This window comes from Thauera carbonicopians (assembly GCF_025699485.1).
Taxonomy (GTDB): domain Bacteria; phylum Pseudomonadota; class Gammaproteobacteria; order Burkholderiales; family Rhodocyclaceae; genus Thauera.
This window is the reverse complement of sequence record NZ_JANUXN010000020.1, coordinates 50,756-67,581: the sequence shown is the minus strand read 5'-3', so window position 1 is coordinate 67,581 and position 16,826 is coordinate 50,756. Positions and strand designations below refer to the sequence as shown.

15 protein-coding genes are annotated in these 16,826 nt (G+C 68.1%); 13 read left to right on the top strand and 2 right to left on the bottom strand.

Going from position 1 to position 16,826, the window contains the following annotated elements:
• Nucleotides 1-343: 343 nt before the first annotated feature.
• The 9 genes from NX068_RS18425 to NX068_RS18385 all read left to right on the top strand — a co-directional run bounded on the left by NX068_RS18425 (nt 344) and on the right by NX068_RS18385 (nt 9,854).
• Complete coding sequence (locus tag NX068_RS18425) at nt 344-1,960, top strand: sigma-54-dependent Fis family transcriptional regulator (RefSeq protein WP_263462728.1); 1,617 nt, start codon at nt 344-346, stop codon at nt 1,958-1,960.
• 305 nt (nt 1,961-2,265) lie between these two features.
• Complete coding sequence (locus tag NX068_RS18420; RefSeq protein WP_263462727.1) at nt 2,266-4,140, top strand: methanol/ethanol family PQQ-dependent dehydrogenase; 1,875 nt, start codon at nt 2,266-2,268, stop codon at nt 4,138-4,140.
• 125 nt (nt 4,141-4,265) lie between these two features.
• Nucleotides 4,266-4,934: a pentapeptide repeat-containing protein gene (locus NX068_RS18415; protein WP_263462726.1), complete on the top strand. Its 669-nt coding sequence runs from the start codon at nt 4,266-4,268 to the stop codon at nt 4,932-4,934.
• A gap of 52 nt (nt 4,935-4,986) precedes the next feature.
• Nucleotides 4,987-5,391 (top strand): hypothetical protein, encoded by a 405-nt coding sequence (locus NX068_RS18410; RefSeq protein WP_263462725.1) that lies wholly within the window; start codon nt 4,987-4,989, stop codon nt 5,389-5,391.
• A 65-nt stretch (nt 5,392-5,456) separates the two neighbouring features.
• Nucleotides 5,457-5,993 carry a c-type cytochrome gene (locus tag NX068_RS18405; RefSeq protein ID WP_263462724.1) on the top strand — a complete coding sequence of 179 codons (537 nt, stop codon included), beginning with the start codon at nt 5,457-5,459 and terminating at the stop codon, nt 5,991-5,993.
• Nucleotides 5,990-6,766 carry a quinoprotein dehydrogenase-associated SoxYZ-like carrier gene (locus tag NX068_RS18400; protein ID WP_263462723.1) on the top strand — a complete coding sequence of 259 codons (777 nt, stop codon included), beginning with the start codon at nt 5,990-5,992 and terminating at the stop codon, nt 6,764-6,766. Before NX068_RS18405 ends, NX068_RS18400 begins: the two co-directional genes overlap by 4 nt.
• Nucleotides 6,763-7,755, top strand: coding sequence for a quinoprotein relay system zinc metallohydrolase 1 (locus NX068_RS18395; RefSeq protein ID WP_263462722.1), 993 nt, complete (start codon nt 6,763-6,765; stop codon nt 7,753-7,755). Before NX068_RS18400 ends, NX068_RS18395 begins: the two co-directional genes overlap by 4 nt.
• 30 nt (nt 7,756-7,785) lie before the next feature.
• On the top strand, nt 7,786-9,204 hold the full coding sequence (locus NX068_RS18390) for a HAMP domain-containing sensor histidine kinase (RefSeq protein WP_263462721.1): 1,419 nt from the start codon (nt 7,786-7,788) through the stop codon (nt 9,202-9,204).
• Complete coding sequence (locus tag NX068_RS18385) at nt 9,204-9,854, top strand: response regulator (protein ID WP_263462720.1); 651 nt, start codon at nt 9,204-9,206, stop codon at nt 9,852-9,854. Before NX068_RS18390 ends, NX068_RS18385 begins: the two co-directional genes overlap by 1 nt.
• 186 nt (nt 9,855-10,040) lie before the next feature.
• Here NX068_RS18385 and NX068_RS18380 read toward each other — a convergent pair whose 3' ends face one another.
• Nucleotides 10,041-10,865, bottom strand: a complete 825-nt coding sequence (locus NX068_RS18380) for a DUF3750 domain-containing protein (protein WP_263462719.1) — start codon at nt 10,863-10,865, stop codon at nt 10,041-10,043.
• A gap of 212 nt (nt 10,866-11,077) precedes the next feature.
• Here NX068_RS18380 and NX068_RS18375 point away from each other — a divergent pair, with 212 nt between their 5' ends.
• Nucleotides 11,078-13,174, top strand: coding sequence for a TonB-dependent receptor family protein (locus NX068_RS18375; protein ID WP_263462718.1), 2,097 nt, complete (start codon nt 11,078-11,080; stop codon nt 13,172-13,174).
• Nucleotides 13,175-13,180: 6 nt separating this feature from the next.
• Nucleotides 13,181-13,687: a DUF302 domain-containing protein gene (locus NX068_RS18370; RefSeq protein WP_263462717.1), complete on the top strand. Its 507-nt coding sequence runs from the start codon at nt 13,181-13,183 to the stop codon at nt 13,685-13,687.
• 38 nt (nt 13,688-13,725) lie between these two features.
• On the opposite strand, the gene NX068_RS18365 is transcribed toward NX068_RS18370, so the two are convergent.
• Nucleotides 13,726-14,379 carry a DUF1294 domain-containing protein gene (locus tag NX068_RS18365; protein ID WP_263462716.1) on the bottom strand — a complete coding sequence of 218 codons (654 nt, stop codon included), beginning with the start codon at nt 14,377-14,379 and terminating at the stop codon, nt 13,726-13,728.
• 236 nt (nt 14,380-14,615) lie between these two features.
• Between NX068_RS18365 and NX068_RS18360 the strand changes: the two genes are divergently transcribed.
• Together NX068_RS18360 and NX068_RS18355 are read left to right on the top strand one after the other, a co-directional pair.
• Nucleotides 14,616-15,113 (top strand): LEA/WHy family protein, encoded by a 498-nt coding sequence (locus NX068_RS18360; protein WP_263462715.1) that lies wholly within the window; start codon nt 14,616-14,618, stop codon nt 15,111-15,113.
• Nucleotides 15,114-15,171: 58 nt separating this feature from the next.
• Nucleotides 15,172-16,668: an AMP nucleosidase gene (locus NX068_RS18355; RefSeq protein ID WP_263462714.1), complete on the top strand. Its 1,497-nt coding sequence runs from the start codon at nt 15,172-15,174 to the stop codon at nt 16,666-16,668.
• The last annotated feature ends 158 nt before the right edge of the window (nt 16,669-16,826 follow it).

Here is a 16,826-nt window from a genome sequence, read left to right as displayed (position 1 = left end):
AGTTGTCGTACTTCGCCTTGTGCTGCACCGGGGCCCCGGATTGGCCGGGCATTGCGTAGATCATCTCGATGTCTCCTTTCTTGTGGTTACGCACGCCATGTGCGTTACACGTCTCCTCAGCAGGCAGCGTGCCAGAACCGCAAGCCCGCATAGAATTCTCGATTTCTTCTTATCATTCAGACAACTGGCAACAGCCCAGGCTGAGCAGCCGATCCGAAGCCGCTCGAAGCCAGCCTCGCCGGGTGTTCCATTGCCGCACACCTGTTCCAATGCGATGCACTTCCGCTCGCGCCACGTTCCAAGCCATGCACGCGGAAGGCATACTTCCTGCATGGAAAAGGACATGGACCCCGCACGCTCTTCCTCGCCGAACCCGGCCACGCTCGCGCCGCTCGACCTGCACGCCTCGTGGGCGCGCAGCAGGGAGTTCGGCCTGCGCCCGGACGACGCCCTGTCGGACGCCCTCGTTTCCCCTGCCGACCTGCGCGACCGCCTGGAAGCCAATGCCCGCCTGCTGACCTTCTCCCGCCCGGTCATCGAGAACCTGTTCCGCCAGATCGACTGCCCGAGCTCGACGCTGCTGCTGACCGACTGCGACGGACTGATCCTGAGCGCCATCGGCGACACCGGCTTCCTCGACCGCGCCACCCGGGTCGCACTCTCCCCCGGCGCCGAATGGAGCGAGGCGGCGATGGGCACGAACGCGATCGGCACCGCACTCACCACGCGCAAGGCCGTCGCCATCGAAGGCAACCAGCACTATCTGGCGCGCAACCGCTTCCTGACCTGTGTCGCCACGCCGATCTTCTCGCCCACCGGCGGCGTCGCCGGCATTCTCGACATCTCCACCGACGCCCGCGCCAACCTGTCGCACGCCGACGCACTGCTGCGCACCACCGCCGAATGCATCGAGCACCGCCTGATCGAAAACCTCGGCGAAGGCTTTCTGTCGCTGCACTTTCATACCCGGCCCGACCTGCTCGGCAGCCCGCTGGAAGGGCTGGCGCTGTTCGACGAGGCAGGCCGCCTGCTGGCCAGCAACCGCGCCGCCCGCGCACTGCTGCAGCTGCACGGCGAATTCCCGCAGGGCAGCTACACCGAATGCTTCACCACGCAGTGGCGGCATCTGGTGGCCTGGGCGGCGTTCGGGCCGCTGACGCCGTTTCCGCTGCGTACGCTGCACGGGCAGACCTGCATCGCCCGGGCCGAGCTGTTGCTGCCCCAGGCGCCGCGCGGCCGCCGGCAGGCGAAAGACGGCGAGGCTCCCAGCAGTACCGAGGCGCCGCCCGCACCCGACAGCGACCCGCGCCTCGCCCATGCCGGCGCGCTGGTCGCCGAATGGCACCGCAACCGCTGCGCAGGCCCGCTGCTGCTGTGCGGCGAAACCGGCACCGGCAAACGCCACCTGCTGTACCAGCACTGCCGCGACCACGGCATCGACGTGCCGCCGCTCGAACTCGACGGCCGCAGCCTTGCCGCCCGTGCGCAAGCGGGCCTCGACGAACTCGAAGACGCCCTGCAACAGGCGGAGAACGGCCTGCTCTACCTGACCGATGTCGACCTTCTCCCGGCCGCCGCCCTCTCCCGGCTGTTCGAGGCGGCGGACTCAAGCCGCCGCATCGTTGCCGCCAGCCGGCATCCACTTGCCCATGGAGCGGAAGGGCGCGGCCTCGATCAGGCGACGCTGGCAAGACACGGGGCGCGCATCGTGACGCTGCCGGCGCTGCGCGAGCGCGCCGATTTCGCCTATCTGGTACATCGCTTCGTCCGCGAAGCCTGCCCCGGGCGCCCGATCCGCGTTCTCCCCGAGGCGATCGAGCGCCTGCGGCACTATTCGTGGCCCGGCAACATCAGCGAACTCGCCGGCCGCCTGCGCCTGATGCTCGCCCTGCTGGGAGATGACAGCACCGAGCTGCGCCCGGCCGACATCCCCGACGAACTGCTGGAAACCGCCGGCTGAGCGCATCCCGCCGGCCGCTGCGCGGCGCCGGCGTCATCCCTACTGTCACACGACATGCCCATCCGGAACTGCCCGTCCGGACTGTTCAGGAAGGGAGCGACTGTTCCAAATCGTTACACCTCCCCCCTGGCCACAATGCCCGCCAGGCCGCCACAGGGCACCAGCGGCGGGATTCACCCTCCCGGCCGCGGCTGGCACGCTCTTTGCCAAACGTAGCTCACCGGACATCCGGCCCGTCGGCCCCCCGCGCGGCGGAAAGCCACACGACATACCTACAAGACAGGATCAGGAGGCAAGGAGCAAAAATGAAAAAGTCGCATGCAAAGCCCTTCGCGCTGCGCGCCATCGTCGTCGCCACCGCGGCGGCGTTGTCGCTGCCGGTCGCAGCAGTCACCGACGTCACCTGGGAAGACATCCTCAACGATCACAAGACCACCGGCGACGTGCTGTCCTACGGCCTGGGCCTGAAGGCGCAGCGCCACAGCCCGCTCAAGGCGGTCAACACCGAGAACGTCGCCAACTTGGTGCCGGCCTGGAGCTTCTCCTTCGGCGGTGAAAAACAGCGCGGCCAGGAAGCACAGGTTCTGGTGCACGATGGCGTGATCTATGCCACCGCCTCGTATTCCCGCATCTTCGCGATCGACGCCCGCAGCGGCAAGCGCCTGTGGGAATACAATGCCCGTCTGCCGGACGACATCCGCCCCTGCTGCGACGTGGTCAACCGCGGCGCCGCCATCTACGGCGACAAGGTCTTCTTCGGCACTCTGGATGCGGCCATGGTCGCGCTCGACCGCAAGACCGGCAAGGTCGTGTGGCGGAAGAAGTTCGGCGACCACAAGGTGGGCTACACCATGACCGGCGCCCCCTTCGTCATCAAGGACCAGAAGTCCGGCCGCACGCTGCTGGTGCACGGCTCATCCGGCGACGAATTCGGCGTGGTCGGCTGGCTGTTCGCGCGCGACCCGGACACCGGTGAGGAAGTCTGGGCCCGTCCGATGGTCGAAGGCCACATGGGCCGCCTGAACGGCAAGGACAGCACCCCCACCGGCGATCCCAAGGCGCCGAGCTGGCCGGACGATCCCAACTCGCCCACCGGCAAGGTCGAAGCCTGGAGCCAGGGCGGCGGTGCCCCGTGGCAGACCGCCAGCTTCGACATCGACAACAACATGGTCGTCATCGGCGCCGGCAACCCCGCGCCGTGGAACACCTGGAAGCGTACCGCGCCGGGCGACGACCCGCGCAACTGGGACAGCCTGTTCACCTCCGGCCAGGCCTACGTCGATGCCAGCACCGGTGAACTGAAGGGCTTCTACCAGCACACGCCGAACGACGCCTGGGACTTCTCCGGCAACAACTCCATCGTGCTGTTCGAGTACAAGGATCCGAAGACCGGCAAGATGGTCAATGCTTCGGCCCACGCCGACCGCAACGGCTTCTTCTTCGTCACCGACCGCGACAAGCTCGCCCAGGGCGCCGGCTACCCCAACAAGCCGACCTCGCTGATCAACGCCTGGCCCTTCGTCGATGGCATCACCTGGGCCTCGGGCTTCGATCTCGCCACCGGCCGCCCGATCGAGAAGGACAACCGTCCGCCGCAGCCGAAGGAAGGCGCCGACAAGGGCGAATCGATCTTCGTCTCGCCGCCCTTCCTCGGCGGCACCAACTGGCATCCGATGTCGTACAGCCCGGACACCGGCCTGTTCTACATCCCGGCCAACCACTGGGCAATGGACTACTGGACCGAGAACATCACCTACAAGGCCGGCTCCGCCTACCTGGGCCAGGGGTTCCGCATCAAGCGGCTGTTCGACGACCACATCGGCATCCTGCGTGCGATCGACCCGGTCAGCGGCAAGATCGCCTGGGAGCACAAGGAAGAGTTCCCGCTGTGGGCCGGGACCCTGACCACCGCCGGCGGCCTGATCTTCACCGGCACCTCGGACGGCTACGTGAAGGCCTTCGACGCCAAGAACGGCAAGGAACTGTGGAAGTTCCAGACCGGCTCGGGCGTGGTCTCGGTACCTGTGACCTGGGAAATGGACGGCGAACAGTACGTCGCCATCCAGTCCGGCTACGGCGGCGCGGTGCCGCTGTGGGGTGGCGACATGGCCGAGCTGACCAAGCAGGTCACCCAGGGCGGCTCGATGTGGGTGTTCAAGCTGCCGAAAGCCAGCCGCTGATCCTGCCCGATGAACCCGGCAACCCTGCGCTTCGGCGCGGGGTCCGGCCTCCGCGGCCGGCGCCGGGTTCATCGCCATATCCGGGCGGACACGCCCCGCCCGGCCTCCCTGGAAGGAGCACGCCCGTGATTCACACCCCCAACTCCAATGCCGCTGCACGGCCTTCCCGCCGGCGCTGGCCCGGCCTGCTGGCCGCAGGCTGTCTGGTTCTGGGCGGCCTGGGCACATCCGCCGCCTGGGCGGAAGAAAGCTTCGGCGAAACCCACACCGGCGACAGCGCCGAAGAGGAATGGCCGCTGATCATCAATGGCTGCCCGATCTGGCCCTACACCCGCTGCCCCGGCGCCGACCTGCGCCACGCCGACCTCGTCGGCCAGAACCTCGCCGGTGCCGACCTGCGCGGCGCCAATCTGACGCGCGCCGACCTGCGCGCCGCCAATCTTTCCGCCGCCAATCTGGAAGGCGCCGACCTGACCGCCGCCCGCATGAACAAGGTCAACGCCGCCAGCACCAATTTCCGCAACACCCGCATGATCGGTACCGACCTGGAAGCAGGGCGGCTGATGCGCTCCGACTTTTCCGGCGCCGACTTCACCGGCGCCAGCCTCGAATTCGCCCGGCTCAACCATGCCTGGCTGATCGGCACGAAGCTGGTGAGCTGCAATCTGCAGGAAGCGAAGTTCGTCTCGGTCAGGCTCGACGATGCCGTCATCGATCACTGCACGACACGCTTCACGATCTTCCCAGAGTCCTCATTCACCAATTGCCAGGGCTGCCCGACGACCGACTGGTAAACCCGGCAACGCCGCCTTCGACAACTACACCAAAAAACGGAACCACGCCCCGATGCTCGGCCAATATGCCCAATACAGCCGGGAGTATCTGCTGGTGCTGATGCTCAGCACCACCGTATTCTTCGCCCTCCCGATCTTCATCGCGCCGCTGCGCTGGGCACGCCTGATGCAATGGCGCGTCCCGGAGCACGAGCATCTGGCCATCTACTTCGGCCGTTGCCTGGGCGCCTTCATCCTGGTGGTGGAGGCGACCATGCTCCGCTCCGTAACCACAGGCACCAGCTTCAGCTACGCCTTCGATGTGCTGTTCCTGGTCTTTGCCATGATGCTCGTGGTGCACATCTACGGCGCGGTGAAGCGCATCCAGCCGATCACGGAAACCCTCGAAATCGGCTTCTGGTTGCTGCTTCTGATTCTGAATACGCTGTTCTATCCCGCCACGCACATAACGCTATGACCTCGCTGCGTCATCAGGCCATCCACAACCTGCTGGCACGATTTCTCTTGCAAGGGAGTCTCCCGGTGCAGACCCAGAACGCCGTCTTACCTACTTTCCGCCGTGGGCCGCGTACCGGCCTGGTCACCACGCTGTGTGCAGCGCTATGCGCCGCGCTGTGCTGCCTGCCCACCGCCGCACAGGCGGAACGGCCGCAGCCGCCGAACGTCGATACATCCACGCTGCCGCCGATCGCGCCCGGCTGGGCCGACAGCAATCCGCTGCGCGGCAACGCCGCCGCGATCGAACTCGGCCGCAGCGCCTTCAACCAGGCCTGTGCCCGTTGCCACGGCGTCGACGCCGACGGCTCCCGCTCGCCGGCACCCGATCTGCGCCGCATCGGCGGCCTGTGCAACCGGGCCAAGGATCCGGCGCTGAAGCAGCGCTGCATCGAGGACAGCGACTATTTCTTCAGGTATTCGGTGCTGAACGGCAAGATCAAGCTCGGCGTCGAGCACATGCCCCCATGGGAAGGCATCATCGATGCGCCGGTGCTATGGTCGATCCGCAGCTTCGTCGAAAGCATGCGCAGGCCGCCGCAGCGGCGGCAGGAGACGAAATGACACTGAAGGGGCTGATTGCCGGCGCGGCGCTGGCCCTGATGCTGGCCGCCCAGGGCGCGCAGGCGCAGGACACGAGCGATCCGCTGGGCTCGCCGCGCTGGGAGGAGATGCGCCAGACCTTCTTCCCCGGCGCCGAAGTCGAGTTCGACGAGCGCGTCCGCGTCAGTGCGCCGACGATGGCCGAGGACGCGCTCAACGTGCCGGTGGCGATCGACCTGCGCAAGCTGCAGGCGGTCGAGGAAGTGATCGTGTTCGCCGACTTCAACCCCATCGTCCGCGCCCTCAGCTACGAGCCGGCCGGTGCCCATCCGGGGCTCGCCTTCCGCCTCAAGCTGCAGCAATCCACCCCGGTGCGGGCCGCGGCGCGCACCGCCGACGGCCGCTGGCACGTCGGCGGCACCTGGGTCAACACCACCGGCGGCGGCTGCACCGTGCCCTCGGCCGGCACCGGCTCGCCCGAATGGCAGCAGCGCCTGAACGAAGTCAGCGCCCGGATCTGGCCGCGGATCGACGGCGGCTCGCGGCTGCGTGTGCAGGTCGTGCATCCGATGGACACCGGCCTCGCCGCCGGCATCCCGGTGTTCCACATCGACAGACTCGACATCAGCAACGCCGACGGCGAGCGCCTGATGCGCATCCATCCCGGCGAGCCCGTTGCCGAAAACCCGCTGTTCACCATCGACATTCCGGCCTCCGCCACCGGCAGCGGAGGCTTCCGCATCAGCGGGCGCGACAACAACGGCAACCCGATCGTGGCCGAGGTAGCGCCATGATCGGCAGCAGGCTCCCCGTGCGGCGCCGCAGCAGCCGAGTAGCGATCGCCACCGCCCTCGCAGCGCTGGCGCTGTTCGCCGGCCTGCCTGCGGCCAGTTCGCCAGCCGCCGCCCAGCAGACGAGCTTCGACTACCGCCTCGCTCCGCAGCGCATCGCCGACGGCGTGTATGTGCTGATCGGCAGCACCGAGGATTTCTCGCCCGCGAACGGCGGCAACATCGTCAATGCCGGCTTCATCGTCGGCAGCGAAGGCGTCATCGTCATCGACAGCGGTCCCTCGCTGCGCTACGGCGAACAGTTGCGCCGGGCGATCGCCGCCGTCACGCCGCTGCCGGTGGTGCTGGTGATCAACACCCACCACCATCCGGACCACGTCCTCGGCAACCAGGCTTTCCCGCCGGCGACGCTGGCCGCGCTGCCCGGGACACGCAGCGCGCTCGAGACCGAAGGCGAGGCCCTGCTCGAGAACATGTACCGCCTGACCGGCGAGTGGATGCGCGGCACCGAGACCGTGCTGCCCGGACGTGCGCTGGCAGCCGGGCCGCTCGAGATCGGCCGCCGCCGGCTGGAACTGTTCGTGCTGGCAGGCCACACCGACGCCGACCTTGCCGTGCTGGACGTCGCCACCGGCACCCTGTTCGCCGGCGACATCGTGTTCTGGAACCGCGCGCCGACCACACCCCACGCCGACATCGCGCAGTGGCTGCAGGCGCTCGAACGCCTCGAACGCGTTCCGTTCAAGCAGCTCGTGCCCGGCCACGGCCCGGTCGCCACCGATGCCACGCCGATCGCCCAGACACGCAGCTACCTGGCGTGGCTGGAACGGACCTTGCGCGAAGGCGCAGAACAGGGACTGGACATGACGGAAATGCTGGAACAGGAGGTGCCCCCCCGCTTCGGTACGCTCGACGGCGCCGCGGCCGAATTCCGGCGCTCGGTCATCCATCTTTACCCGGCGGCCGAAAGGGCCGCGCTGCGGAGCCGCTGAAACCGGCCCCGCGCAGACAGGCCACGGCACATGGACAAGCACTCCCCTCTGCTTCGCAGCGCCAGCCTGCACACCCGGCTGAGCCTGATGCTGACGCTGCTGCTCGCGCTCGCGCTACTCACCGGCGCCGCGCTGTGGCTGCGCGAGACGCGCGGCGCGATCCAGGAAGAAGTCGAATCCGCCGGCCGCGTCGCCGAACAATGGCTGACCGTGCTGATCGACGAAACCCGCCGCGACGGCGCCGAAGGCCAGGCGCGGCTGATGTCCGCGCTCGCCGCGATCGGCCGCATCCGCGCGCACGCGCTCGAGATCACCGCCACCGGCGGCGAACGCCTGTATACATCGCCCGACACCACCTACAAGGCCGGCCGCCATGCACCCGAATGGTTTGCCGAACGGCTGACGCCGCATCTGCGCGTACGCCATTTCGACGCCGGCCCGGTGCAGATCAGCCTGTTGCCCGATGCCTCGCGCTCGGTGCTCGATACCTGGGACAGGCTCGCCAGCTTCGCCGGCTGGGCGCTCGCCGGCCTGCTGCTGGCCGGCATCGGCTGCCACCTGGGGCTGCGCCGGGCGCTGGCGCCGCTGCGCGCGGTCGACGCCGCCTTCGACCGCGGCGCGCGCGGGCATTTCGACCGCCGCCTGCCCGAAGTCGGCGCCCCCGAGCTCGACCGCCTCGCACGCAGCTACAACCGCCTGGCCGACCGGCTCGACCACACCCTCGCCGACAACGCCGCACTCGCCGCCGACCGCCACTTCGCCCGCGCGGTGCAGGACCGCCTGGAAGCGGAACGCTGCCTGATCGCCCGCGAACTGCACGACGAACTGTCCCAGGGCATCACCGCAGTGCGCGCCATCGCCGGCGCGATCCAGCAGCGCAGCGCCGACCAGCCCGGCATCCACGGCAACGCCCAGGTCATCCTGGCGATGACCAGCCAGATGCAGGACGGCGTGCGGACCATCCTCGAACGCCTGCGCCAGCCTTCGCCGGAAGCGCCGAAAACGGTGGGCGCCATCCTCGACGAGGCCTGCAAGCAGTGGTCGCGGCTCTATCCGCACATCGCCCTCGACCGCCGGATCGCCGCAGCCGAACCCGTGCTGGAGAACGAACAGACGCATGCGCTGCAGCGCCTGCTGCAGGAAAGCCTCACCAACGTCGCCCGCCATGCCCAGGCCAGCGCAGTATCGGTGGTGCTGGACTGGAATGCGCAGGCGGTCACGCTCAGCATCACCGACAATGGCCGCGGCCTGTGCGCCGATCCCGCCGATGCACGACCGCGCTACGGCCTGGTCGGCATGCAGGAGCGGGTGCGGGCCCTCGGCGGCACGCTGCGGCTCGAGCGGCCCGCCGCCGGCGGCTGCCGGCTGGAGGCCAGCCTGCCTCTGGCACTGCCTGCCGTTCCCGTGTCTCCTTCCCATTCCTCCTTCCCGACCAGGGCCATGCGCTGATGACGACGATCCAGCTCCCTTCCCTGCGCATCGTGCTCGCCGACGACCACACGATCGTCCGCATGGGCTTTCGCCTGCTGATCGAGGGCGCGGGCGCCACCGTCGTCGCCGAGGCCGACAGCGGCGAAGCGGCGCTCAAGGCCTGGAACGAACACCAGCCGGACGTGCTGGTGATGGACGTGTCGATGCCCGGCATCGGCGGCCTGGCCGCACTCGAACGCCTGCTCGCCCACCATCCGGCTGCGCGCGTGCTGATGTTGTCCGCTCACGACGACACCCTGATTCCGGCCCGCGCGCTGCAGGCCGGCGCTACCGGCTACCTGTCCAAGCGCGCCCATCCCGACACACTGCTGCGCGCCATCGCCGACGTCGCCGAAGGCCGCCGCCACCTCGACCCCGAACTCGCGCCCAAGCTCGCGCTGGCCCGCCTCGGCGGCGGCGGCCACCCGGCGGAAACGCTGACCAGCAAGGAATTCAGCATCTTCCTGCAACTGGCACGCGGCCAGTCCGTCAATGAGGTCGCCGCCACCCTGAACCTGAGCAGCAGCACCGTCGGCACCCACCTGTACCACATCAAGCAGAAGCTCAATGCCAGCAACGCCGCCGAACTCGCACTGATCGCGGTGCGGGCCGGCCTGGTGGAGACCTGAGGGACGCCGCCCGGTGCCGATCCATGGCATCGGCTCTCGCCCGGGGCGCCTGGCCCCAGGGCCTGCCCAACCCCGACCTTGGGAATCGCTGCGCACCGGTCGCAGCCCGGCTGAAGCCGCTTCCAGGGGACGGTTTTTTCGGTGAAAGCTCACGGCTGCTCGGAAACAGCCTGTGCAAGGAGCGTGTCAATGAGGCCGTGATTCTGCCGGAATCGGCTCTGCGGAATTCGGCGCCGCTTCGGCCACCGGCACGACGTTGCCGAAGCCCAGACGGCCGATCAGCGGCAGGCGCAGCGCGGGGCGGTTCAGGTCGATGCCGAAATTGAGCCCGAGCAGATTGAACTCCAGGCCTTCCTCGACGCCGACCGTGACCCCGAGCAGGCCGTACAGCGAGGCCTGCCAGCCGGTGCCGGAAACCGCGCGCCCGACCGGAGCATCCAGCGGGCGCCAGTCCTTGCCGATCGCATTGGCCGGCATGTCGAGCTGCAGCGCCGGCACCTCGCGGCCGATGTGGGCGATGAAGGTATTGCTGTTGGGCCCGGGATAGCTGCGGTAGGTGTCGGCGTAGGGGTAGGAGGCGACCGCGTCCTCGATGCGGTCGATCATCTCATCCACGCCTGCGCCGCGATGCTCGGCGAGCACCGTGGGCACGGCGCCGAACCACAGCCCGTCGGCTACCGCATTGTTGCGCCTGACGACCGGGCCACGGCTGCGGCCCCAGCCGGTCACTTCGTAGCGGGTGTAGGCCGTCTCGCCGCTGCGCTTGAAGATGATCCACGGATGGACGGCAAAATAGCCGCGCCAACCGTAGGTGGCGGCCGCATACACCTGCACGATGGCGGTGTCGGCGAAGGCCGCCGGATCGGGCGCCAGGCCGGCGGAATGGCGCGGCAGTGCGCGCCAGCCGCGCGCGTCCATGCCTTCGGCACGCGGCGGGTTCGCCAGGCTGATGCCCAGCGGCAGGAGCAGGATGAGGGACAGGGCGATGGCGATACGCTTGAACAGAGGCACGGCAGGGCTCGATGGAAACGGGGCGCACGGGTCGACAGACCGGCGTGCCGGCGGCGAGTTCGCAAGCGCCCGGATGCAGTCCGGCCACACGCTGGACGTGCCTCATGAAAATCATGAGGCCAGGCTGGCGCTTTCCACGGCGACAGAGGCAGGGCACAGGTTCTAGACTGCCGCCATCGCTGCCGCAAGAGCAGCCCGAGGAGACTTCGATCATGGCCCGCCCTCTCACGCTTCGTCTGCCGCGGCCCAGCCGCCTGCACTGTGCCCTGCTGTGCACACTGGCGGCAGCATCTGCCACCACAGCCGCTGCTGAACAGACTCTCGGTACGATGGTCATCACCGGCAGCCGCGTCGAGGCTTCGTCCTTCGACATGCCGTATTCGATCGACGCCGTGCAGCTCGGCGGCACTGCCGAAGGCCTGCGGGTGAACGTCTCCGAAGTGCTCGGCAGCGTGCCCGGCGTGGTGGTACAGAACCGCCAGAACTACGCCCAGGACCTGCAGATCTCGGTACGCGGCTTCGGCGCGCGTGCAGCCTTCGGCGTTCGCGGCGTGAAGCTGATCGCCGACGGCATCCCCGCCAGCAATCCGGACGGCCAGGGCCAGGCCGCCACCTTCAACCTCGACACCGCCGAGCGCATCGAGGTGCTGCGCGGCCCCTTCGCCACCGTGTATGGCAACCATGCCGGCGGCGTCATCCAGCTGTTCTCGCGCGACGGCAAGGGCGCGCCGCGCATCCGCGGCAGTGTGTACGCCGGCGAACACGGCACCTACAAGATCGGCATCGGCGCGGAAGGCGAAAAGAACGGCGTCGGCTTCGTGCTCGACGCCTCACGCTTCGAGACCGACGGCGAACGCCGCTACAGCGCCGCCCGCCGCGATCAGAGCTTCGCCAAGATCACGCTGGCGCCGGACGAGGACAGCAAGCTGACGCTGCTGTTCAGCAGCCTGCACCAGCCCGACACCGAGGACCCGCTCGGCGTCACCTGGAACACCTACAAGCGCGACGCACGCGGCGTCGAGCCGATCGCGCTGCAGTACAAGACCCGCAAGTCGATCAAGCACCTGCAGGGCGGCGCGGTGTACGAACGCCGCTTCGGCGAGGACCGGCTGCAGATCCAGGCCTATGCGGGGCAGCGCAGCGTCATCCAGTACCAGTCGATTCCCGCTGCCGCGCAGGCCAACCCCCGCCATGCCGGCGGCGTGATCGATTTCGACCGCGAGTTCCACGGCATCGGCGCACGCTGGATCATGCAGCGCGACATCGGTACCGGCAAACTGACCCTGACCACCGGCGTGGACCACGACCGCGCCGAGGACGACCGCCAGGGCTACGAGAACTTCGTCGGCGGCAATTTCGGTGTCAAGGGCAGGCTGCGGCGCGACGAGACCAATACCGTCACCAGTACCGACCCCTACGTGCAGGCCACCTGGCAGCAGGGCGACTGGGACTGGTCGCTCGGCGTGCGCCACAGCAACGTGCGCTTCGAAGTGGACGACGACTACATCGTCGGTCCGAACGGCGACGACAGCGGCTCGGTGCGCTACCGCAAGACCACGCCGGCCGTCGGCCTGCTGTGGCGCGCCAGCCCGCTGCTTAACTTCTATGCCAGCTTCGGCACCGGCTTCGAGACACCGACGCTGGGCGAAATCGCCTACTCCTCCACCGGCGGCTTCAACCTCGGCCTGAAGCCCTCAACCAGCCGCCAGTTCGAGCTCGGCCTGAAGGCCTACGTCGGCGAACGCACGCGAGTCAATCTCGCGGCCTTCCAGATCAAGACCAAGGACGAGATCGTCAGCGCCGGTGCCATCGGCGGCCGCACCTCGTACAGGAACGCCAGCAAGACCCTGCGCGAGGGCCTGGAACTCGCCGTCGAGACCGAATTCACCGACAAACTCAGCGCCCGCGGCGCACTGACGGTGATGCGCGCGATCTACGACGAATCCTTCAACAACGTCGACAGCGGCAAGCGGATTCCGGGCGTGCCCAGGGTTTCGGCCTGGGGCGAACTGGTGTGGAAGCCGATGGCCGGGCTCAGCACCGCGCTGGAAGCGGTGCATCGCAGCGCGGTCGAGGTCAACGACACCAACACCGGCAAGGCCGCGCCGTCCTACACGCTGCTCAACCTGCGCCTGGCGGCGGAACAGCAGTCCGGGCCCTGGACCTTCAGCCAGTTGCTGCGGCTGGACAACGTCTTCGACCGCAAGCACATCGCCTCGGTCATCGTCGGCGACGGCAACGGCCGCTTCTACGAACCCGGCCCGGGCAGAAATGTGTATGGTGGCGTACAGGCCAGCTACCGCTTCTGAACCCGAGTGAACACGACACGATTACTGCAACCCCGGTACCGGGATCTGCTCCGCCGCGGTACCGGGTTCTTTTTCGCCTGCTTCCTTGCCCTGCAGGCCGGCACAACCGCGGCGGAAGCCGGCATCGTCACGCGGGAAATCGCCGGTGCCGAATTCGAGGACGTCGCCTTCGCGCTCGTCGATGCGATCGCCGCCGAAGGCATCACGCCGCCGACGGTCAGCCACTTCGGCGACATGCTGCGGCGCACCGCGCCGGATCTCGGCCATTCGCCCGCGCTCTTCGACCAGGCCCGCATCTACACTTTCTGCAGCGCCAGCGCCGCCGCGCGCCTGAGCGCCGAATCACCCCACCACATCGCCCTGTGCCCGCTGTCGATCGCGGTCTATCGGATCGCGGCCGACTCGCCGGTGGTCCATCTCGGCTACCGCCGCAGCGCCTCGACGGCAGGCGGCGTCGCGGTCGACGCGCTGCTCGGACGTATCGTGGATCGCACCGCGGAATTCTTGAAATGACTGCCTGATGCAGTCAGGAAGAAAGCGCGCGGCACATCCTATCGTCCAAGCTCGATCGCAAAGGCTTGCGCAACTTTCAGAGCCTCCTGCAGCCACTGATCGACCCAGTGAAGGTAATCCCCGCCAATCAGCCAACCCAGCGCCATGCAGTTGATGACCACCGTCGTCCAATACACCGACTGGAATTCGCGTTTGCTGGATTTGTGCCGCAGCAGACGTTGAGCAACGAAGGCGCCAGGCCAACCGCCGATCAAGCCGTAGAAATGAAGAGTACTCTCGGGCGTACGCCACTGTCCTCGCCTGGCGGCAGCTTTGTCCCACGCATAAGCGGCAAAAGTCATTGCGCTTGCCACGACATACAGCAGCAGAATCGCAACCGGCAGCACGCCCGACAAGCTTCCTGCAAGCAGCGCAAGGACAAAAGCCGAAACCACCAGAACAGGCAATCCAGCTCCACCAGTGCGTCGCGGCACTGCTCCGCGCTCGCCGACAAAGGCAACCTTCTCGGCCCGCCCGCGCCCCCGCGCATCGACCGACAGCTCATAGCTCACCAGTTCGTTGCCCACAGGCCGCCGTTTTCGATCATTGAAGGCCTTGATATGCACGAAGACGGCTTCACCACTTCCATTCGGGGTGATGAAGCCGAAACCCTGCTCGTCCTTCCATTGCGTAATCCTGCCCTGGTAACGCATGCAGCCCTTTCCACGCCGTCCAAGTCGCAGATGAAAGCACCTGCTCGCAAGCGCACCAAGCCCAATACATCACGCAACATCGGCAATACCCTGCAGCACGCCAGCCCCGGGACATGTGCTTGCCTGTTCATGAGGCCACGCTGAACCGACCTTGCAACAAGCCTGCACCGATCCGAAAGCCTGCACATTGCGGCGGTTAGAATGGAAGCCGCCCTGTGACCCGCCGGAGCCCACCGATGCCGAACGCCGCCCGCCGCAATCCTCTCCACTGGCTGTCCTGCCTGCTGCTGTGCGCGCTGACGCTGGCCGGCTGCGCCAGCCTGACCCACCGCGAGCCGGTGCGCATCAACGTCGTCGGCCTCGAGCCGCTGGCGGGGCAGGGCATGGAGATGCGTTTCACGTTGAAGCTGCGGGTGCAGAACCCGAACGACGCCGCGATCGACTTCGACGGCCTGGCGCTGGAGCTCGATCTCGACGGCAAGGCCTTCGCCACCGGCGTCAGCGACCAGCGCGGCACCGTGCCGCGCTTCGGCGAAACGGTGGTCAGCGTGCCGGTGAGCGTGTCGACTTCCGCGGTGCTGCGCCAGGCCCTCGGCATGATCGAAGGCCGCTCGATGGCCGACGGTGTGCCCTACACCCTGCGCGGCCGGCTGGCCGGCGGCGTGCTGGGCAGCGTGCGCTTCTCGGACGAAGGCCGGCTGAACCTGCCCGACAGACTCAGGGCGCCGCGCTGAACGCCACGCGCCGCCAGGCCCCTGTCCATCCGCCTGCACTGCTTCCGGCCCTCCGAGCATGAATACCGCACCCTTCTTCGCCCCCGCCCTGTTCGACGATGCCGCCGCCGCCCTCGAGCGCGTGCGCGAGATCCACGCTGCCAGCACCCGCCACCTGCGCGATGCGCTGCAGCGCTATGTCGCCGGCGGGGACATCGGCCAGCATGTGCGCGCCTGCTATCCGCTGGTACGGATCCGCAGCAACACCGTGGCGCGGGCGGATTCGCGCCTGTCCTACGGCTTCGTCGCCGGCCCCGGCGTCTATGAAACGACGCTGACGCGGCCCGACCTGTTCGCCGACTACTACCTCGAGCAGTTCGGCCTGCTGCTGCGCAACCACCAGATGCCGCTGGAAGTCGGCACCAGCACGCAGCCGATCCCGGTGCATTTCGCCCTCGGCGAAGATGATCATCTCGAAGGCCAGCTCGGCCCCGATCGCCGCCTGCTGCTGCGCGACCGTTTCGACCTGCCGGACCTGGGCGCGATGGACGACGGCATCGCCAACGGCACCTTCGAGCCCGGCCCCGGCGAACCGCATCCGCTGGCGCTGTTCACCGCGCCACGGGTGGATTACTCGCTGCACCGCCTGCGCCACTACACCGGCACGCGGCCCGAGCACTTCCAGAACTTCATCCTGTTCACCAACTACCAGTTCTACATCGACGAGTTCATCGAGCTCGGCCGCGAACTGATGGCCGATGCCGCCTCCGGCCACGGCTACGAAGCCTTCGTCGAGCCGGGCGAGGTCCTCACCCGCCGCCGCGGCCTGCCGCCCGGCGAGCGCGACGCGCTCGGCGCCGCGCCGCCGCGCCTGCCGCAGATGCCGGCCTACCACCTGGTGCGCGGCGACCGCAGCGGCATCACGATGGTGAACATCGGCGTCGGCCCGGCCAACGCCAAGACCATCACCGACCACATCGCCGTGCTGCGGCCCCACGCCTGGCTGATGCTCGGCCACTGCGCCGGCCTGCGCAACAGCCAGCAGCTCGGCGACTACGTGCTGGCCCACGGCTACATGCGCGAGGACCACGTGCTCGACGAGGAGCTGCCGCTGTGGGTGCCGATCCCGGCGCTGGCCGAAGTGCAGCTCGCGCTGGAGGCGGCGGTGGAGGAGATCACCCGCTTGTCCGGCTACGAACTGAAGCGTGTGCTGCGCACCGGCACCGTCGCCAGCACCGACAACCGCAATTGGGAACTGCTGCCCTCGCACGGCATGGCCAGCAGCCCTGAACGGCGCTTCAGCCAGAGCCGCGCGGTGGCGCTGGACATGGAGTCCGCCACCATCGCCGCCAACGGCTTCCGCTTCCGCGTGCCCTACGGCACCCTGCTGTGCATCAGCGACAAGCCGCTGCACGGCGAGATCAAGCTGCCGGGCATGGCCAACCAGTTCTACCGCGAGCGCGTCGACCAGCACCTGCGCATCGGCATCCGCGCGCTGGAACGCCTGCGCGAGCAGGGCATCGACCGCCTGCACAGCCGCAAGCTGCGCAGCTTCGCCGAAGTGGCCTTCCAGTGAGGCCTTCCGGTGGATACGTCCCGGCAAGGCCGGCAAGCCGCCGGTCACGAAAGGTGACAATTCCCGGCACTTGCGGCATGATTATTTTTCCTCAAACAAATCAAGGGCCAGGCGGGGTCGATAAAAACGGCTCCGCGCTATGAGTCAGCATTCCCTGT